This window comes from Prochlorococcus sp. (genome assembly GCF_965655815.1).
GTDB classification, from domain to species: domain Bacteria; phylum Cyanobacteriota; class Cyanobacteriia; order PCC-6307; family Cyanobiaceae; genus Prochlorococcus_A; species Prochlorococcus_A pastoris.
The window spans coordinates 127,203-145,777 of sequence record NZ_CBFHHZ010000001.1 but is presented as its reverse complement, the minus strand read 5'-3'; the positions used below and the strand labels follow the sequence as shown (position 1 = coordinate 145,777).

General features: G+C 31.8%; 17 protein-coding genes, 1 tRNA gene, 1 other RNA gene and 1 pseudogene. 14 read left to right on the top strand and 6 right to left on the bottom strand.

Annotated features, from left to right (window positions below; translation table 11 throughout):
• The first annotated feature begins 81 nt into the window (after positions 1–81).
• A complete protein-coding gene (gene glmS / locus ACTF45_RS00785; RefSeq protein ID WP_288346931.1) occupies positions 82–1,977 on the top strand; it encodes a glutamine--fructose-6-phosphate transaminase (isomerizing) in 1,896 nt (631 codons plus the stop codon).
• Between the two features lie 20 nt (positions 1,978–1,997).
• Here the strand turns inward: glmS and rimM are convergent, their stop codons facing one another.
• A complete protein-coding gene (gene rimM, locus ACTF45_RS00780) occupies positions 1,998–2,537 on the bottom strand; it encodes a ribosome maturation factor RimM (protein ID WP_288346933.1) in 540 nt (179 codons plus the stop codon).
• A gap of 22 nt (positions 2,538–2,559) precedes the next feature.
• Here rimM and ACTF45_RS00775 point away from each other — a divergent pair, with 22 nt between their 5' ends.
• On the top strand, positions 2,560–2,745 hold the full coding sequence (locus ACTF45_RS00775) for an NAD(P)H dehydrogenase subunit NdhS (protein WP_011133232.1): 186 nt from the start codon (positions 2,560–2,562) through the stop codon (positions 2,743–2,745).
• Between the two features lie 4 nt (positions 2,746–2,749).
• Here ACTF45_RS00775 and ACTF45_RS00770 read toward each other — a convergent pair whose 3' ends face one another.
• Together ACTF45_RS00770 and rnpB are read right to left on the bottom strand one after the other, a co-directional pair.
• Positions 2,750–3,499, bottom strand: a complete 750-nt coding sequence (locus ACTF45_RS00770; RefSeq protein ID WP_288346934.1) for a ribonuclease III family protein — start codon at positions 3,497–3,499, stop codon at positions 2,750–2,752.
• A gap of 21 nt (positions 3,500–3,520) precedes the next feature.
• Positions 3,521–3,898: RNase P RNA component class A (rnpB, locus tag ACTF45_RS00765), an RNA gene on the bottom strand.
• 38 nt (positions 3,899–3,936) lie between these two features.
• Here rnpB and ACTF45_RS00760 point away from each other — a divergent pair.
• The 3 genes and pseudogenes from ACTF45_RS00760 to ACTF45_RS00750 all read left to right on the top strand — a co-directional run bounded on the left by ACTF45_RS00760 (position 3,937) and on the right by ACTF45_RS00750 (position 4,896).
• A tRNA-Arg gene (locus tag ACTF45_RS00760) sits at positions 3,937–4,010 on the top strand.
• A 79-nt stretch (positions 4,011–4,089) separates the two neighbouring features.
• Complete coding sequence (locus ACTF45_RS00755) at positions 4,090–4,422, top strand: hypothetical protein (RefSeq protein ID WP_288346936.1); 333 nt, start codon at positions 4,090–4,092, stop codon at positions 4,420–4,422.
• 31 nt (positions 4,423–4,453) lie between these two features.
• Positions 4,454–4,896: pseudogene (locus ACTF45_RS00750) on the top strand (hypothetical protein).
• Here the strand turns inward: ACTF45_RS00750 and ACTF45_RS00745 are convergent.
• The gene (locus ACTF45_RS00745) at positions 4,889–7,435 is read right to left on the bottom strand and encodes a glycogen/starch/alpha-glucan phosphorylase (RefSeq protein ID WP_438949176.1); all 2,547 of its coding nucleotides are present in this window, start codon (positions 7,433–7,435) and stop codon (positions 4,889–4,891) included. The pseudogene ACTF45_RS00750 and the gene ACTF45_RS00745 sit on opposite strands and share 8 nt — an antisense overlap.
• 153 nt (positions 7,436–7,588) lie before the next feature.
• On the opposite strand from ACTF45_RS00745, the gene ACTF45_RS00740 reads away from it, so the two are divergent.
• From ACTF45_RS00740 to ACTF45_RS00725, 4 genes are read left to right on the top strand one after another with little or no spacing between them, the layout of a single operon-like run.
• Positions 7,589–8,956, top strand: a complete 1,368-nt coding sequence (locus ACTF45_RS00740; RefSeq protein ID WP_288346938.1) for a cation:proton antiporter — start codon at positions 7,589–7,591, stop codon at positions 8,954–8,956.
• 42 nt (positions 8,957–8,998) lie between these two features.
• Positions 8,999–9,904, top strand: coding sequence for an alpha/beta fold hydrolase (locus ACTF45_RS00735; RefSeq protein WP_288346939.1), 906 nt, complete (start codon positions 8,999–9,001; stop codon positions 9,902–9,904).
• 10 nt (positions 9,905–9,914) lie between these two features.
• A complete protein-coding gene (locus ACTF45_RS00730; protein WP_288346940.1) occupies positions 9,915–10,769 on the top strand; it encodes a galactose mutarotase in 855 nt (284 codons plus the stop codon).
• Between the two features lie 12 nt (positions 10,770–10,781).
• Positions 10,782–12,140 (top strand): four-carbon acid sugar kinase family protein, encoded by a 1,359-nt coding sequence (locus tag ACTF45_RS00725; RefSeq protein WP_438949175.1) that lies wholly within the window; start codon positions 10,782–10,784, stop codon positions 12,138–12,140.
• On the opposite strand, the gene ACTF45_RS00720 is transcribed toward ACTF45_RS00725, so the two are convergent.
• A complete protein-coding gene (locus ACTF45_RS00720; protein ID WP_438949174.1) occupies positions 12,137–13,561 on the bottom strand; it encodes an NADP-dependent isocitrate dehydrogenase in 1,425 nt (474 codons plus the stop codon). The two genes, ACTF45_RS00725 and ACTF45_RS00720, sit on opposite strands and share 4 nt — an antisense overlap.
• A gap of 185 nt (positions 13,562–13,746) precedes the next feature.
• On the opposite strand from ACTF45_RS00720, the gene ACTF45_RS00715 reads away from it, so the two are divergent.
• The 5 genes from ACTF45_RS00715 to ACTF45_RS00695 are packed head-to-tail and all read left to right on the top strand — an operon-like array spanning position 13,747 to position 16,963.
• Entirely contained in the window at positions 13,747–14,211 is a 465-nt protein-coding gene (locus ACTF45_RS00715; protein WP_438949173.1) for a hypothetical protein, read from the top strand.
• A gap of 57 nt (positions 14,212–14,268) precedes the next feature.
• Entirely contained in the window at positions 14,269–14,979 is a 711-nt protein-coding gene (locus tag ACTF45_RS00710) for a heme oxygenase (biliverdin-producing) (protein ID WP_438949172.1), read from the top strand.
• Between the two features lie 5 nt (positions 14,980–14,984).
• The gene (locus tag ACTF45_RS00705) at positions 14,985–15,695 is read left to right on the top strand and encodes a 15,16-dihydrobiliverdin:ferredoxin oxidoreductase (protein ID WP_288346947.1); all 711 of its coding nucleotides are present in this window, start codon (positions 14,985–14,987) and stop codon (positions 15,693–15,695) included.
• Complete coding sequence (locus ACTF45_RS00700) at positions 15,696–16,469, top strand: phycoerythrobilin:ferredoxin oxidoreductase (RefSeq protein ID WP_288346949.1); 774 nt, start codon at positions 15,696–15,698, stop codon at positions 16,467–16,469.
• A gap of 20 nt (positions 16,470–16,489) precedes the next feature.
• Positions 16,490–16,963 carry a low molecular weight protein-tyrosine-phosphatase gene (locus tag ACTF45_RS00695; protein ID WP_288346950.1) on the top strand — a complete coding sequence of 158 codons (474 nt, stop codon included), beginning with the start codon at positions 16,490–16,492 and terminating at the stop codon, positions 16,961–16,963.
• A 1-nt stretch (position 16,964) separates the two neighbouring features.
• Here ACTF45_RS00695 and ACTF45_RS00690 read toward each other — a convergent pair whose 3' ends face one another.
• Positions 16,965–18,497, bottom strand: a complete 1,533-nt coding sequence (locus ACTF45_RS00690; RefSeq protein ID WP_288346951.1) for a bifunctional pantoate--beta-alanine ligase/(d)CMP kinase — start codon at positions 18,495–18,497, stop codon at positions 16,965–16,967.
• Positions 18,498–18,575: the final 78 nt, after the last annotated feature.

Genomic DNA, 18,575 nt, shown 5'->3' with positions numbered 1-18,575 from the left:
TTTTTATAGTGCAGTTGGAAGAGAGTCCATGTCTTATTAAATACTTAATTTTATTCAATATAATTGAAGAAAATTATTTATATGTGCGGAATTGTTGCTGTTACCGGTTATAAAAAAGCATTACCATTACTTATTAATGGACTGGAAAAGCTTGAATACAGAGGGTATGATTCAGCGGGTATTGCCATAATTAACTCTGAAACAAAGAATGTATCTTGTAATAAGGCGGAAGGAAAACTTAAAAATTTAAAAAATAACTTAAAAAATATCGAAATATCTGGAACTGTGGGAATAGGTCATACACGTTGGGCCACTCACGGAAAACCAGAGGTTAAAAATGCACATCCCCATATCGATAGCTCAGGAGAGGTTGCAGTTGTTCAAAATGGGATTATTGAAAATTATCAGGAATTAAAAATTAAATTACAAAAAGAAGGAATTGTTTTTAAATCTGATACTGATACAGAAGTCATACCACACTTAATACAAAAAGAATTATTGGCTTTAAGGCAATTAAAGCTTGAAAGTAACGGTTCAACTTTATTAGTAGCAGTAAGAAACGTAATCTCCGATTTAGAAGGATCATATGCATTAGCAGTATTATGGTCAGGTGCTCCTGAAGCATTAGTTGTTGCTAGGAAGCAGGCACCTTTAATAATTGGATTAGGGGAAGGAGAATTTATTTGTGCAAGTGATACGCCAGCAATCGCGAATTTTACAAAAATTATTTTACCTTTGGAGGATGAGGAAATAGCTCTTTTAACTCCTTTAGGAATAGAAATTTATGATTCTAATAACGAGAGACAATATCGAAATCCAATTTCTCTACAAACTGCAGACCAAGTAAGTGATAAAAAAAATTTTAAACACTATATGTTAAAGGAAATCTATGATCAGCCTGATATAGCTAAATATTGGCTAGAAAAATATTTAATTAAAGATTTAAAGACTGATCAATTTCAAATTAATTACTCTTTTGATACAGATTTTTTAAACTCTGTTGAAAGAATAGATATTGTTGCTTGTGGTACGAGTAAGCATTCTGCAATGGTGGGTAAATTTTTATTAGAACAATTCTCAGGCATACCAACAAATGTTTTTTTTGCGAGTGAGTTTAGATACTCCCCACCACCATTACTTCCTAATACCTTAACAATTGGAGTGACTCAGTCAGGAGAAACTGCCGATACTATTGCGGCTATAAGCATGGAAATTAAGAGGAGATCTTCAATAGAAGATAGAAACTTTAAACCAAATTTAATTGCTATTACGAACAGAGTGGAAAGCTCAATAGGTAGACAAATTCCAAATGTTATTGATATTAGTGCTGGAATTGAAATTGGTGTTGCTGCTACAAAAACTTTCTTTGCGCAACTTCTTTCTTTTTATGGATTAGCTATAAAATTTGCTCAAATTAAAGGAAGTCAAAGTAATGAAAATATTAATCAATTAGTTTCAGAATTAACTAAATTACCTGTATTAGTTGAAGAACTTTTAGAAAAACATAATGAATCTTCTGAAAAACTTGCACATGATTTTTTTAATATTAAAGATGTTATTTTTTTAGGAAGAGGAATAAATTATCCCATTGCTCTCGAGGGAGCTCTGAAGTTGAAGGAAATTAGTTATATACATGCTGCAGGATATCCTGCTGGGGAAATGAAGCATGGGCCAATAGCTTTACTAGACAAAAAAGTACCTGTAATTTCAATAGCTACTCCAGGGCAAGTCTTTGATAAGGTTATTAGTAATGCTCAAGAAGCAAAAGCGAGAGATGCTTATTTAATTGGTGTTGCCCCTCAATGTAATGGGACTGAAATATTTGATTATTTAATGACCATACCTTCAACAAATGAATGGATTTCACCCCTTCTTGCGATTGTTCCTCTTCAATTATTGAGTTATCACATTGCTTCTCATAGAGGACTTGATGTTGATCAACCAAGGAATCTAGCTAAAAGCGTAACAGTAGAGTAAACATTTAAAAAAAGGAAAGCTTACAACTCTAACAGACCTGAAGGAGGAGTAAGTAATATAAAATTTTTTTTAATATCTACTACTGGAACTATTTCTTTAACAAATGGTATAAGAACCTCTTTATTATTTTTCAAAAGTTGAATTACAAGTAAATTATTTTTCTCGTTAGATAAGTTAATAACTTTTCCAATTATGTGTAATTGGTTATTTTCTGAAATTTTGACATTTAAATTAATTAGTTCGGTTAAGTGATATTCTCCATGACTCAATTTTGGAATTGCATCAACTTTCACGAGGATTTTTTGTCCCTTTAAATTTTCTGCTTGAGTTCTATTATTTATCCCTTTAAATTTAATTATGAATGATTCTTTACCTGGTTTTTTAAAACCATGCGTAAGCTCGAATTCTATAGGAGTCTCGTTGCCTTTTTGTATCCATCTTTTGCCAGGCTCTGTAAATCTTTCTTCAAAATCACTTAGAGACTTAATCTTGATTTTTCCATTAATGCCTTGAGGAGATGTTATTAAGCCAACAATTAACCACTCATCATGATTTATCATAGTTTATATGTAATTTATTTCTATGGAATTTTCGAATAAACCAATACTACCCGGTTCTATAGTAGTTGTTAAAGATGTTAATTCTATTTATAGAGGTTACAAAGGATTTGTACAAAGAGTAACTAATAAAACGGCAGCTGTTCTTTTTGAGGGAGGTAATTGGGATAAGTTAGTAACATTTCAATTAAATAATTTGGAACTTGTTTGAATAATTAATTTTTCTTTTTCTGGAAAATCTTTTGTATCAGAATACTTGCAGCATTTTTTTCGGCTTTTTTATGAGAATGCCCAAAGCTGAAAGCTTTTTTAGATCCATTTATGTATATTTCACAAGAGAATCTTTTCGGGTCTCCGTGATTTTTTGATACTTCATATATTTTATAAATAGGTAAATCAAATCCTTGGCTTTGACACCATTCTTGTAAAGCTGACTTGGCATTATATTTATGTGGTGCTTGTAAATATAATTCGGCATCTTTTTTCCAAAAATTATCTAACCATATATTGACTTCATTTATTGAATTAAAACATTTATATATTGCGCCTATTAATGCTTCACTAGTTTCAGCAATTATGGTATCTTTCGAATTCTCATCACCCATTGCTTTTGGTCCTTTTATTATTACTTTTTCTATAAATATTTTTTTACCTAATTCAGTTAACCATTCATCACTGACTATTTGAGATCTTAGTTCTGATCTAGAACCTACACTCATGCTTTTATATGTTCTCTCAATAAAATCTGATGCTGATAATCTGAGAACAGCATCCCCAAAGAATTCCAATTTTTCATAATTAACTATATTGTTTGCGGAGGAATGTGTTAATGCTTCATTGAAAGTATGAAGTATTAGTTTATCTTTTTCGTTGATAATTTTGATAAATCTTTTTGAGTTTATTTCAAGCGAATTTAAAAACTTAATAATTTGTTCAAGTCTTGCGTCATCAATTAAGGTGTCCATATAAATTAAGTATTTTCATTAAGTAGAAAGCAGGTCATAAGCCGGGTTCTGTTCATCTTCATAAGATGGGCAATCATCTATCTAGGACTGGAATTACTTCACAGCCTCAAGCGGCGCTTAAAAGTAGATTTTTTAATGGTCATAAATCTACTTAGCCTTGCACCCAGCCGGGGTTTACCTAGCCAACACTTCTCAATGTTGCTGGTGCGCTCTTACCGCACCCTTGCACCCTTACCATACATAAAGTATTAGGCGGTATGTTTCTGTGGCACTATCCTCACGGTTACCCGCACTGGGAATTACCCAGCAAGCCTGACCATATGGGAGCCCGGACTTTCCTCAAAAAGATTTATTTTCAAAACAAAATAAAACATTTTTGCGATTGCCTCTCCTGCTTTCATTTAGCATAATGCTTATTTACCCAAAAAACATCTCTTGGGGCTGTAGCTCAGTAGGATAGAGCGACGGTTTCCTAAACCGTAGGTCGTGGGTTCGATTCCCTCCAGTCCCGTTTCAGTTAATAAACTATATGTAGTATGCGTGCATATTTACCACTCTCTAGCTAGCGTGTAATTAGTAATTAACCTTTTATGGCTAAGCTGCACGATATGCGTTTAAAACTCTTAATTCAGCAAGAGCATGAGCGTATTTCTAAATCTCAACTTAATGATCTAGATCTGTCAATAGTTCAGGCAAGATGTCTTTGTTGGCTTTCTTTATTAGCGGAAGCTCATGAAGACCAAGCAAATGATGCCGAGAAGAGAGGAGATGCTGAACAAGCAATGGGATGGTTTGCAGACTCAATGAGATTAAGAGATGTTATTAATTTGGTGACTAGTATTGAAATTCCTTTGCCTGATAGTCCAGACTCTCTCGATGAAAATGACGAATTATTTGATGGTCCTACAATTGTGCCTAAATAATGCATTGATATGAATTAGAGTTATTATTCTTTTGAAAGAAGAACTATGTCAATGCAATGATTGTCAGAAATTTTATCAAAGAGTGTGATCGTATTATTCGAGAATTTCCTACTTTCAGACAACAACAGGAATTAAAATGGGCTTCTATCCAAACTTTTAGAACTCTTTGCAGCAAAGTTATAGAAGTATTACATAATCAATTATCTGATAAAGATTTTAAAAATAAATCTGTTGAAAATAAAAAACATATTTCTGATAAAGAAATTACAGATCTAATAGAGGAATTTGAAAATATAAATTCTTATTTATACTCTATTGAAGCTTTAATGGAGAAGATTTTTGATATTAAAGCTGCTAAAAATGTGGAAGTTGAATTTTAAAAAATTGCTAAAAAGTTTGCTCCTGATCCACTAAATATTGAATAGATTATTTCATCAAATACCAGATTTACCTGATAAGAATAAATTTAAGTAGTTACTTCTTCAATATCACATGTAATTTCTACTGGCATAGGTGAAACTTTCCAAATCGATTTGCAATATTCTCTTATAGATCTGTCAGAAGAGAAATATCCTGATCTTGCAGTATTTAATAGAGCCATTTTATTCCACGCTTTTTTATTATTCCAGAAGTTACTAACTTCATCTTGCTTGTTTAAATAGTCTTCGAAATCAGCCATTACGAAAAATGGATCATTTCCAGTCAAACTATTTAATAAAGGTTTGAATAATTCTTTATCTCCATTACTAAAATGGCCAATTTCGATTAAACGAATTACTTCTTTTAACTCAGGACATTTCTCAATGAAAGTCTTGGGAGAATAACTATTATTTTTTAAATGCATTATTTCACTTTCAGTTTTTCCGAAAAGGAAGAAATTTTCCTTTTTAACAAGATCTCTCAACTCTACATTTGCTCCGTCAAGAGTTCCAATTGTTAAAGCTCCATTCATTGCAAATTTCATGTTTCCTGTACCTGAAGCTTCTTTACCAGCAGTTGAAATTTGCTCAGAAAGATCTGTTGCTGGATAAACTATTTCTCCAAGTTTGACATTATAGTCAGGTAAGAAAACGACTCTTAAAAGTCCTTCCATATCAGGATCCGAATTAACTACATCTGCGATTCCATTAATAAATCTGATAATTAATTTAGCCATAAAGTAACCTGGAGCGGCCTTCCCTCCAAAAATAACTGTCCTCGGAGCTTTATATTTGCTAGTACCATTTTTGATCCTTAAATACTGAGCAATAATTTGCAGAGCATTTAAATGTTGTCTTTTATATTGATGGATCCTTTTAACTTGGACGTCAAACATACTTGATGGATCAACCAGTATGCCTGTTTTTGTATGGATAAAGCTTGCTAGCTTTCGTTTCCCCAGCAATTTTGTTTCCTCAAATTGTTGAAGGAAATTTGCATCATCTTTTTTCTTTTCTAATTGTTTAAGTAGTTCCATATTTGTAATCCAATCTGGACCAACTTCTTTTTCTAATAAATTAGATAAGGAGGGATTTGCTAAAGCAACCCATCTTCTAGGAGTTACTCCATTAGTTACATTGGTAAATTTTTCAGGCCATAGTTCTGCAAATTCTGGGAGAAGTTGCCTTTTAATTAGGTCAGAGTGAAGTGCAGCAACACCGTTAATATGATGAGCTCCGATAGTAGCTAGATGAGCCATTCTCACTGACTTGGAACCTTCTTCATCAATAATAGAAAGTTTTTTTAAAATCTTGTCATCACCTGGGTAACGAAGTCTTAATTGTTGTAAAAACCTCCAATTTATTTCGTAAATAATTTCTAAATGACGAGGAAGTAAATCACTAAATAGGCTTAAATCCCATTTCTCCAAAGCTTCAGGAAGCAAAGTATGGTTTGTATATGCTACTGATGAAGTAGTTATATTCCAGGCATTATCCCAACCTAGTTGATACTGATCAATTAATAGACGCATTAATTCTGCAACCGCGATTGCTGGATGAGTATCATTTAATTGAACAGTCCAATGTTTGGCAAATTCTGTTACTGAGATAGATCTTTTTTCAAGACTTCTCAACATATCTTGGAGAGAACAACTGACAAAAAAATGTTGTTGTTTGAGCCTTAATCTTCTCCCTTCATCAGTTCCATCATTCGGGTAGAGAACCTTAGATAGAGTTTCAGAAGCTACTTTTTCTTCTACCGCACCATAATAATCACCAATATTGAAGGCATAAAAATCAAAACTCTCTGTTGCATCAGCTCTCCATAATCTTAATCTGTCACATGTATTTACTCTGTAGCCTAATACTGGAACATCATGAGGAACACCAATTGCATGTTCTGAGGGCACCCATCTTGATCGATATTTACCTTTATCGTCTCTATAACTTTCAGTTCGCCCGCCAAAACCAACAAAACATGATTCATCAGGTTGAGGCAGTTCCCATGGCCAACCACCTTTAAGCCATTTATCCGTAACCTCAACTTGCCAACCATCTCGTATTAATTGGTTAAATATTCCGAATTCATATCTAATACCATATCCAACTGCAGGAACTTGTAACGAAGCTAAAGACTCCATATAACAAGCTGCAAGTCTTCCAAGACCACCATTACCTAGGCCTGGCTCTTCTTCGACTTCAAGAATTGTTGAAAGTGATTCTATTCCAAACCTTTTCAAGGCATCTTCCGCTTCTTGTGTTATGCCAAGATTTAATAGATTATTACTTAATTGTGGACCAATTAAAAATTCTGCTGATAAGTAAGCAACTGTTTTTTGGGGTTTTTTTCTTATTACTTCTTGACTAGCTAAATATCTTGTCATTAATCTATCCTTAACCGCGTAACTCAGTGCCATATATAAGTCATGATGACTAGCGGAAGTTGCTAATTTGCCAAGAGTAAAGAATAAGTGCTCTGTCATTCCTTTGAAGAGCGCATCAGAATCCATGCCAGCTTTCTCAGGATCTAGATAGCAGCCTGGAGTAGGCAAGCGCAGGTCAAAGGGTTCGTTGGAGTTCATTAGATTTGACATATATATGACATTAGCCAGTTTTTATATAAATTCTTTGTTGTACCTTCAGATCCACACTTGTTGAGTATTTTTGCTTTTTTTTACATACTTTGTAAAGTGGGCCCTCCATAAACTATCTTCCAATTAGATAGTTTAATTTTTCTCGCATTTAAAATGTATCCTTTACTTGCTGAATTAAGTGCACATGATTTGGAAGTTGCTGAGACGCTCATCGGAGTAATTAGATTTCTATTGATATTTTTAGCTGCCAGAGCATTAGCGGAAGTATTAGTAAGACTAAGTTTACCTACGATTGTTGGAGAGCTTTTAGCAGGGGTTGTTATAGGAGCATCTGGTTTCCATTTATTAATACCACCCTCTGCTCATACAGAATTAAATCAAGGGTTAGTAAACGTAATAAGTTCTTTGGCATCAATACCGCCAGAAGTTGTTCCTGACGTCTATTTTGAAAGTTTTCCTTCTCTTCAAGCTGTTGCGACACTTGGATTATATGCGCTTCTTTTCTTAACAGGATTAGAAAGTGAATTAGAAGAATTAGTTGCAGTTGGTGCGCAAGCTTTTACAGTTGCTATGGCAGGCGTAATTTTGCCTTTTGCTTTTGGTACTTTTGGATTAATGTTTATTTTTCAGGTAGATCTTATTCCAGCAGTATTTGCAGGAGCATCAATGACCGCTACAAGTATAGGTATTACAGCAAGTGTTTTTGGTGAACTAGGATATTTGAAAACTAGGGAAGGTCAAATCGTTATTGGGGCAGCAGTTTTAGATGATATTTTAGGCATTGTTATTCTTGCGGTAGTTGTAGCTCTTGCTGCTGGAGGCTCTTTAGAGATAGCTCCAATAGTTAAATTAGTTGCAGCAGCTGTTGTATTTGTAATTGCAGCGATTGCATTAAGTCGTACTGCAGCTCCTGGATTTGATTGGCTTCTTGATAGGTTGAAAGCACCTGGAGCGGTAGTTGTAGCTTCTTTTGTAATACTTGTCTTATGTTGTTTTGTAGCTACAGCGATAGGTCTTGAAGCGGCTTTAGGAGCTTTTGCCGCTGGTTTAATTCTTAGTAGTTCTAAAAATAATCATGCTATCCAGCAATCAGTTTTGCCATTAGTCTCATTATTCGCTACCATCTTTTTCGTACTGGTAGGTGCTGGTATGGATTTATCAGTTATTAATCCACTGGACCCAGCAAGTAGGTCTGCTCTTGTAGTAGCAGGATTTTTACTGGTCGTTGCAATAATAGGAAAAATTGCCGCTGGATGGGTTTTCTCAAGTGATAAGCCTACAAACAGATTAGTTGTAGGTTTAGGAATGATGCCTAGAGGAGAAGTGGGATTAATTTTTCTTGGATTAGGAACAAGCGCTAAGCTTTTAACACCATCCCTTGAGGCGGCAATTTTATTAATGGTCATTGGAACGACATTCCTAGCTCCTGTTCTTTTAAGAATTGTTTTGAAAGATAAGCCCCCAGGTGGTGATAATAAAATTTCAGATGATGTTGCGGCTGATCCAGTAGGTCTTCTTTAACTAATAATTTTATTAGAATCAATAAATATAATTATTTATTAAATGGAAAAACCAGTGCTTATAAGTGATGAGGTAAATTACGCATGGAATTTTTTGAATTATCCAATACACACTATTACTGCAAAACCTAAAGAAGAAGGTTCAAAATCATGTGCAATTTTGTTGATACATGGTTTTGGAGCTTCCACAGATCATTGGCGTTTTAATATCCCTGTTTTGAGTGATAAATATGAAGTTCATGCAATAGATCTTTTGGGGTTTGGAAAAAGTCCCAAGCCAACAGATGTCCAGTACTCAAGTCATCTTTGGAAAGATCAAGTTGCAACATATGTGAAAGAAGTAATTAAAAAACCAACATTTATTGTTGGTAATTCTTTAGGTGGCTATGCATCTCTAGCAGCAAGTGCAGAACTAAAAGAATTATCTGCTGGAGTAGTGTTACTTAATGCTGCTGGAATGTTTAGTGAAGAAAAAGTATCAAATAACAGCCTTTTACAAAAATCTTTCAAAACTTTCTTTGAAACATTTTTGCGAGGCAATATTTTTCTTCAAAGAACTATATTTGAAAGCATGAGACGAAGAGTCAATATAAAAAAAGCATTAAACAATGTTTATAAAAACCAAACTAATGTTGATGATTATCTTATTGATTCAATTAGAAAACCTTCACTGGATCCAGGTGCCTTTAACGTTTTTAAAAGTGTTTTCAATCCTGCAGGTGTCCAAGGAGAACCATTTGATAAATTATTCAAAAAGTTGAAATCTCCACTTTTACTCTTATGGGGAGGTAAAGATCCTTGGATGAACACAGCAAGCAAAAGACTTCTTTATAAAAAATATGCTCCTGAAAATACTAAAGAAGTGATTCTTGATGCTGGTCATTGTCCTCATGATGAAGTCCCCGAATTAGTTAATCAACATATACTTGACTGGATTGATTCTTTGTAGAGAGATTTTTGTGAAAGTTAATTCCGTTGATAATAAAAAAGGTATTTATGTTTTTCAATTAGACGAAAAAAATTATATTAAATTTTGTCCTAACAGGGGTGGGCTCATAACTAACTGGGTTTCAGAAGGGAGAGAAATATTATATTTTGATGAAAAAAGATTTATTGATAAAACAAAAAGTATCAGAGGAGGAATCCCAATTCTGTTCCCAATTTGTGGAAATCTTGATATCCCCAATTCATTATTTGGAAAAAAATATATGCCATTTATGCAACATGGTTTTGCAAGGGATTTACAATGGCAACATTGCCTAAATGAGCAAAAAAATTCTCTTTGTTTGATTTTACAAGATACTGAAAAAACAAAAACTTTTTATCCATTTAATTTTGAGCTCAAAATTGAGGTTTCTTTAAAAATTAATTGCTTAAAATTTATTATTAACATTCAGAACAAAACTAATATTGAGATGCCAATAAATTTTGGATTGCATCCTTATTTTAATATTTCAGATTTTAAAAACTTAAACTTTATAGATAACCCGCTAAATTGTCAGGATCAAAAAAATAATTCCTTGAGAAATACTTTTGACGAGTTAAAAAATATTAATAATGGAATTGATTTACTTATGTATACCTCAGGAAGAAGTTCTTTCCAAGATGATTTTTTTAAAAGACAAGTTACTCTAATGCATCCTTCGCCTTTTGATTTGGGTGTGATTTGGAGTGATCCACCCAGGAAAATGGTATGTCTTGAGCCATGGACTAGTCCACGCAATTCTTTAGTTAATGGATTAAGGAAAATTTCGATTCCTCCAAATTCCTCCCAAATATTAGATGCCTCAATACTAATAAATACTTTGAAGTAACTACTGATAATTATGAAAGTTATAGTGATCGATGATGATCCAACAGGTTCTCAAACAGTAAATAATTGTTTATTGCTTCTGAAATGGGATTATTCTACTTTAATCAAAGGATTTCAAAGCAAATCTAATTTATTTTTCATTTTGGCTAATACTAGGTCTTTATCAGAAAATGACGCAAAATTAAGATTAGTAGAAATTTGTAATGCCCTTAAAAAAGTTATCTCAAAGGAATCATACAAAGAGGAATTTATTTTTGTAAGTAGAGGTGATTCCACCCTTCGTGGTCATAATTTTTTAGAGCCTAAAATTATGAACGACTGTCTAGGACCTTTTGATGCTACCTTCCATATTCCAGCATTTATTGAAGGTAAAAGAATGACAATTGATGGAGACCATTTTGTTGATAATGTTCCTGTAAGTCAAACGCTTTTTGCCAAAGATAAAATTTTTGGATACAAAACAAGTAATGTCAAACAATTATTATTTCAGAAAAGTAAATCTCAACTTAAATTTAATGATATTCAAAATTTAAAAATGTCCGAATTAAAAGTTCTTGAAATTAAAGAAAAAAATATTGTTTTTAATAAGATCAGAAATTTAAAAGAAAATTCTCATGTAATTGTTGATATTGAGAATTATTCACAACTTGACAAGTTTTCATTATCAATAAAAAAACTAAGTAAACAAAAGAAATTTCTCTTTAGGACCGCTGCAAGTTTTATAAGTTCAATTTCTGCTGTAAAAGATAATCCTAAAGAACCATTTTTTTACTCCATTATTAGAAGAAAAAATCGTGAAAAAAAATTTCTCCCAGGATTTTTAGTAATTGGATCTTATGTAGAACTTACAACAATGCAACTAAAGGAATTCTTAGAAATAAGTGATTGTATACCAATAGAATTGGACGTTTTTGAATTTCTCAGAATTTCTAAATTAAAAAGTAATAAGGATCAATTGGTTTTGTTTAAAAACAAACTATTAGCGCAAATCAGATCCATATTAAAGCAAGAAAATACTCCCGTTTTATTTACCTCAAGAAAAGAAGTTTCTCTAGCTAAGAACGATGAGCAAGTAAATTTTTATAATTCTCTTGCTCATTTTATTTCTGAATTAGTTTCAGATTTGAAAAATGAAATAGGGTATTTAGTATCTAAAGGAGGAATCACGTCAAATGTAATTCTCAGTAATGGGTTTAAAGCAAATTATGTTTATTTGCAAGGACAAATAATTACTGGGGTTTCGCTAGTTACTTTCAAACTTGAAAATGATGAGAATCTTCCAATCGTGACATTTCCTGGAAATATTGGTAACCAAGATTCATTGGTAAAAGTATGGAGAATTTTAGAAAATAAAAACAATTCTTCCAATTAAAAATTTGAGATAATTGCTTCAGCAAAACCACTACAGGATAGTGGCGCTACAGTTGGTTCCATTAAGCGTGCTAGATCATAGGTGACTTTTTTTTCTTCAATAGCTTTACTAATTCCAGAAGTCACCATATTCGCTGCTTCATTCCAACCAAAATATTCAAGCATCATTACTCCACTAAGAATTACCGAACCAGGATTTATTTTGTTTAATCCTGCGTGTTTTGGAGCTGTTCCATGGGTTGCTTCAAAAATTGCAGAATTGTCTCCAATATTAGCTCCTGGAGCCATACCCAGACCTCCCACAATTGCAGCAGCAGCATCAGAAACATAATCTCCATTTAAGTTCAAGGTCGCAAGAATAGAATATTCTTGAGGCCTTGTTTGAATTTGTTGGAAAATACTATCTGCAATTCGATCATCAACCATAATGAGTTTTTTCCATTTGTTATCTCCATGGGAATTTGATATTGAGGTTATTACTTCTTTTATTTCTTCGCAAATAAATGCTTTTTTATTACTTGTTAGCTTGTCATATCCTGGCTCAATCTTTCTGGCGTTATTTTCGATTGTAATTTCTGGATTTTTGTGAATATTGTCTAAAATCCAGCTTTCTCTTTCCGTAATGCAGTCTGCTCTGAATTCATTTACTGCTAATTCATATCCCCAATCTCTAAAGGCACCTTCTGTATATTTCATGATATTGCCTTTATGAACAAGAGTTACATGCTTTTTATTCCCTGATAATCTTTTTGCATGTTCTATGGCCTTTCTTATATGCCTTTGACTTCCTAACTTACTTACGGGTTTTATCCCAATACCTGAACCGTCTGGTATTGATCTATTTTTTAAATTTTTACTATTTGGAATGACAACATTATTTAGATGATTAATTAAATCAATGCATGTATGATCATCGGCTTCCCATTCAATACCCATATAAATATCTTCTGTATTTTCTCTATAAACAATTACGTCTAAATTTTGTGGATTTTTGTGAGGACTAGGAGTCCCTGAATAGTATTTACAGGGTCTAACACAGCTATATAAGTCAAAAATTTGTCTTAAAGCGACGTTTAAAGATCTAATTCCCCCTCCGATAGGAGTTGTTAATGGGCCTTTAATTGCAACTCCAAAGTGTCTTATTGCTTCAATAGTATCCTGTGGTAAATAGTTGTAAGTTCCGTATATTTCACAAGCTTCGTCGCCAGCATAGACTTTGAACCAATTTATTTTTCTTTCATCTCCATAACTTTTTTTTATTGCTTCATCAAGAACAAGTTGAGTAGCTGGCCAAATATCTACCCCAGTACCGTCACCTCTGATATAAGGGACAATAGGATTATTAGGAACATTAGGCTTACCTTGATTAAAAGTAATTAACTCTCCTTCTGTGGGTAAATTTAATTTTTCAAATTTAGGCATAGCACTTGATTAGATAGTAAAAAAGTCAATTAATTAAGTATTTTTGTATCTTAAATTGAAATTAAGGATATTCTTTAAAAACTAGAAATTAATTATTCAAATGTGAATAGATAATAGTTTGTTAATCAGCATTTCAACATCTTTGTTAAAAGAAAAAGAATTTAATAAGCAAGGTTGAAGAAATTATGTCAACTTCAATCAAAGGTTTATTACCGCTTATGAATGCAAGTTCAAATGTTAGCAATCTTGAAATAGCTAATAAGGTAGCTACTACCGCTGCATTATTTCGTAAATATTTCCCGGATGCGAGTGTCAATTTTAGTCCTTGGGATAAAGCAAATGATAGAGATTGGTTTGATACCCTTGATTTTTCTTTCCATTTTCCAGGTTGGAGTCCAAGTATAGAATGTAGAGCAGTTTTACTTCAGTTGAGAATTGAAAATAATTGTGAAAATGGAGTACCTAAGTTGTTAGGAATAATAATGCGCGGAATGATAATTCCTGCTGAAAGATGGAGAGTAGCTACTATTGGGGAGTGGGAGATGACGGGGACCCATTTACCTCAGCAGGAACAAAAGGATAATCTTTTTTTAGTTTGTAAAGAACTTTACAATTTATTCTCTACAACATCCACTAGTAACAAAAATTAGCTGTTTTATATATTTTCCTTGTAGATTAAATATATGTACAATTCTGAAAATAAATAAATGGCAGTTGCTCTTGCAGGACAATTGAGAGAAGGGACAAAGAAATCCCATACTATGGCTGAAAATACTGGCTTTGTTGCTTGTTTTTTGAAAGGCGTTGTTGAAAAAAAATCCTACAGAAAACTGATAAGTGATTTATATTTTGTTTATGAAGCTATGGAAGAAGAAATTGAAAGATTGGTTCAAGAGGAACATCCGGTAATAAAACATATCGGCTTTAAATCACTTTTTAGAAAAGAAACACTTGAAAATGATCTCAAATTTTATTTTGGAGATAATTGGCAGAATGAAATTAACATTTCTAAATCAGCGAAAGAATATGTCAACAGAATTCACTTGGTAGCAAAAAAATCTCCTGAATTACTAGTTGGCCATCACTATACCCGCTATATAGGAGATTTATCTGGCGGCCAAATTTTAAAAAAAATAGCAAAAAAAGCTTTAAATTTAGATGGAAATAACGGGTTAAACTTTTATGAATTTAAAAATATTGATGATGAAAAAAAATTCAAAGAAGAATATTCTAAGACTCTTAATCAGCTCCCGATAAATCAAAACATTGCTGATCAAATTATTGATGAAGCTAACCAAGCTTTTACTTATAATATGAATATGTTTAAGGAGCTTGAAGGTAACTTAATAGCAGTATTAGGAAAAATTGTCTTCAACTATCTTACAAAGAAAGTTAGGAAGGGGAGTACAGAAACTTAATATCTATGTTTGAATCATTAAAAAATTTTGTAAAGAACAATATTGAAGATTTAGATGGTAAAGAATTAGAAATATCAAAAGAATTCAAAGAACATCATAATAAAGACTCGAAATATATTATTAAAAATTGGATTTTTGAATCCCATCAATATAGAAAGTGGAGAATTACTAAATTAGATGGAGGAGATAAGCTCCAGGTTTTTAACACTGTTGCTTATCCAAATTTCAAAAGTGAGTTTCCTATATTAGGCGCTGATATTTTATGGTTTGGAACTTCTCAAAAATTACTAGCTATTTTTGATTATCAACCATTAATTCAGGAAAAAGAATATCTTCAGAAATATTGCTCAAGTTTAGATTTCATAAAAAATCAGTATCCTATATTTGATAATCATAAAATGAAAAATATATATGATTCAAAAAAATATTTTTCGCCTTGGGTAATGATTTGTAGAGGGAATAAATTAAATCTTGATAGAGATTTAAATAATATCTTTTATTCCTTTGTTAGTAATTATGTGACAATTAATAAACTACATCAAAATAATCAATTTTTGGATTTGGAACAAATAAAAAATAATCAAATAGATTACGATAAATATAGTGCTGAAAAAGATCCTGCTGACAAGTTATTTAAAACATTTTTTGGTGAAACTTGGACTGAAAATTTTATTAATAATTTTCTTTTTACCTTGAATCATAATCCTCTATTATAAATGCTAATTCAAAATACCATTTTTTATAGCCAAGAATGGCGATGGGCTAAATTTATAAAATTCTTAATTTCTCAGTTAGACAAATATCATTGCGTCGAACACAAAATAGCTTCTGATTTTTCTTACAAAGAGTCAAGCTATGGTTCAAAAAAATCAAAAAAGAATATTAATCTTTTCACATGGGGAGCAACTCATAAAAAAAGGATTAACTTCGCAAGAGCTGTATGTATAAATAGTCCAAATTATTCTGTTTTGAATTTTTTAATTATCCCAAAAACTTCCTATAACATTCCATTCCTAGGCATAGATTTTGTTTCTTTACCTAATAGTCATTTATTAGTTTTAGATTTTCAGCCATCTTTAAAAGTCGAAAATCAGTTTAATTCTGAATTATTAGAACAAATAATAAAACTTAAAAACTTATGTCATTCATCTCTACCTGTAGCTGAAAAAATGTCTGAAGAAGTAGAAAAATTTTTTTCCCCAGGATTGATTTGGTCTAGATTACCAAGGCAACAAGATAGTGATAATTTGATAGAAAATCAGCTTTATGATTCATTCAAAGAATATTTGAATTTGTATCTAAAAACTCTTTTTGAAAGTGAGGAAGTTGGCCAAGGCTTACAACAAGAGTTAATTAATGGTCAAAATGATTATTTGAACTATAGAAGGGATAATGACCCAGCAAGGCCAATGTTATCAAGTTTATTTGGTAAAGATTTTACAGAATCCTTAATTAATAAAGTATTATTTTCTACTAATAAAGTTTTATAATTTTGGATATTTTAGATTAGATGAAAAAACAATCAGTTCTTTTTGTATGTTTAGGTAATATTTGTAGATCTCCTGCTGCCGAAGCTATATTCCTAGATTTAATTAATAAAAAAGGATTAAATGATAATTTTATTGTTGATTCTGCAGGGACTGGTAGTTGGCATATAGGGAAGAAGGCTGATAAAAGAATGAGAATAGCGTCACGAAAAAGGGGTGTAGAAATCTTTAGTAGAGCTAGACAAATAAATTCTAATGATTTTGAAAAATTTAACTATATAGTTGCTATGGATGATTCAAATTATGAAAATATTATTGATATGAAATCTCGAAAATCATTATCTGATTTTGCATCAATAAAAAAGATACAAAATTTCAGATCAATTTTTCAAGAAATAGAAGTCCCTGATCCTTACTTTGGAGGAGATGAGGGATTTGATAATGTCCTTGATATTTTAGAAGACTCTGTCAGTGGTTTTCTAGATACTATTTATTAATTTATTCGAGTTGAATCTCTTTAGGAATCTTTAAATTGTAGATGTTAACAATTTTTTCTACTACTTCATTAATTGAATATCCGTCAGTAAGAAGTTCAATTGCATCGTTTGCTTTTTTGAGAGGAGAAATTTTTCTTGTTGAATCCTCAAAATCTCTTTTTCTTATAAGTTCTTTTAATTGATTGAAGTCTATTTCTTCAGTCCCTCTTAAATCTAACTCTGACTTTCTTCTTTTAGCTCTTTCGTCAATACTAGCTGTTAGGAATATTTTAAGTTCTGCATTTGGAAAAACTGTTGTTCCTATGTCTCTCCCTTCAGCCACCAAGCCTCCAGATTGGCCAATTTTTCTTTGTTCATAAACCAAAAATTCTCTCACTTTTTTTATTGATGAAATTTTAGAAACAATAGCACTTATTTCTTGTGAACGAATTTCTTCAGTTACACAAAAATTATTTATAAATACATCTTGCTGAGAAATAGAATTTGACTTAAAAATAATAGAAATATTATTTAGAATTTTTTTTAATTCTGACTCTTCTGCATAATCAATCTTTTCTTTTTTAAAGAGCCAACTTATTGCTCTATACATTGCTCCAGTATCTAGATATAAAAGATTTAACTCCTTGGCAATTAACTTTGTTATGGTACTTTTCCCTGAACCAGCTGGCCCATCAATTGCAATAATTGGCTTTCTTTTCATAAGAAAAACGTGATCAATTAATCTTGTTTTTCCACATTTTATCGCACCTGCTAAAATTGAAATATTATCGTTTGATTGAACTTTTTTCAAGCTGTAGGGATGTAGATGTTCTAAATATTCAATTGAAATATTTTTTGATTTAAGTTTTTTTGTTAGTTGTTTTAAGTCAATCTTTTTATCCTTTTTAAAAATTATTTTTGCATTTTCTAGTTCATTTGAGAATAATTTAAGAGTTTTCCTTTCATTTTTAGATAAATGCTTATTACGCGAACTAAATGGGACCCCGTCAGAATCTCTTTCAGTAGGAACAGGGATAATTTTGATGTTGAATTTTTTTTCTTCTATAAGGTTTTTTATGATTAATAGTTGTTGCCAGTCTTTTTCTCCTAAAAAAAGATTTTTAGGTTGTATGAGTTTCAGTAATCTATAAACAACAGTGCAAACCCCATCAAAATGTCCAACTCTTGTAAGCCCACATAAAGCTGAAGATAATTCTTTAGAGGCTTTCAAATAACTGATGCTTTTATTCTTTTTGGGATACATATCAGTTACATTTGGAATAAAAATTGCATCTGCCCCATTAGAAAAAGCAATTTCAATATCTTTATCAATAGTTTTGGGGTAGCTTTTAAGGTCTTCTTTGCTATCAAATTGAAGTGGATTAACAAAAATACTTAATAAGTTTGTATTGCAATTTAAACTTTGTGCAGTTGATATTAATTTTTGATGACCATCATGAAGATTACCCATAGTTGGGATAAAGTTAATATCACTTTGGAGATTTCGTCTCCATTCTTTAAGCTCTTCTGTTTTTCTTATTATTATTTTGTTCACTTTGTTTTAAAAAATAAATCTATTTAATAAATAATTACTGGACAAAAGTAATCTACGGAGGAATATCTATATAAAGGG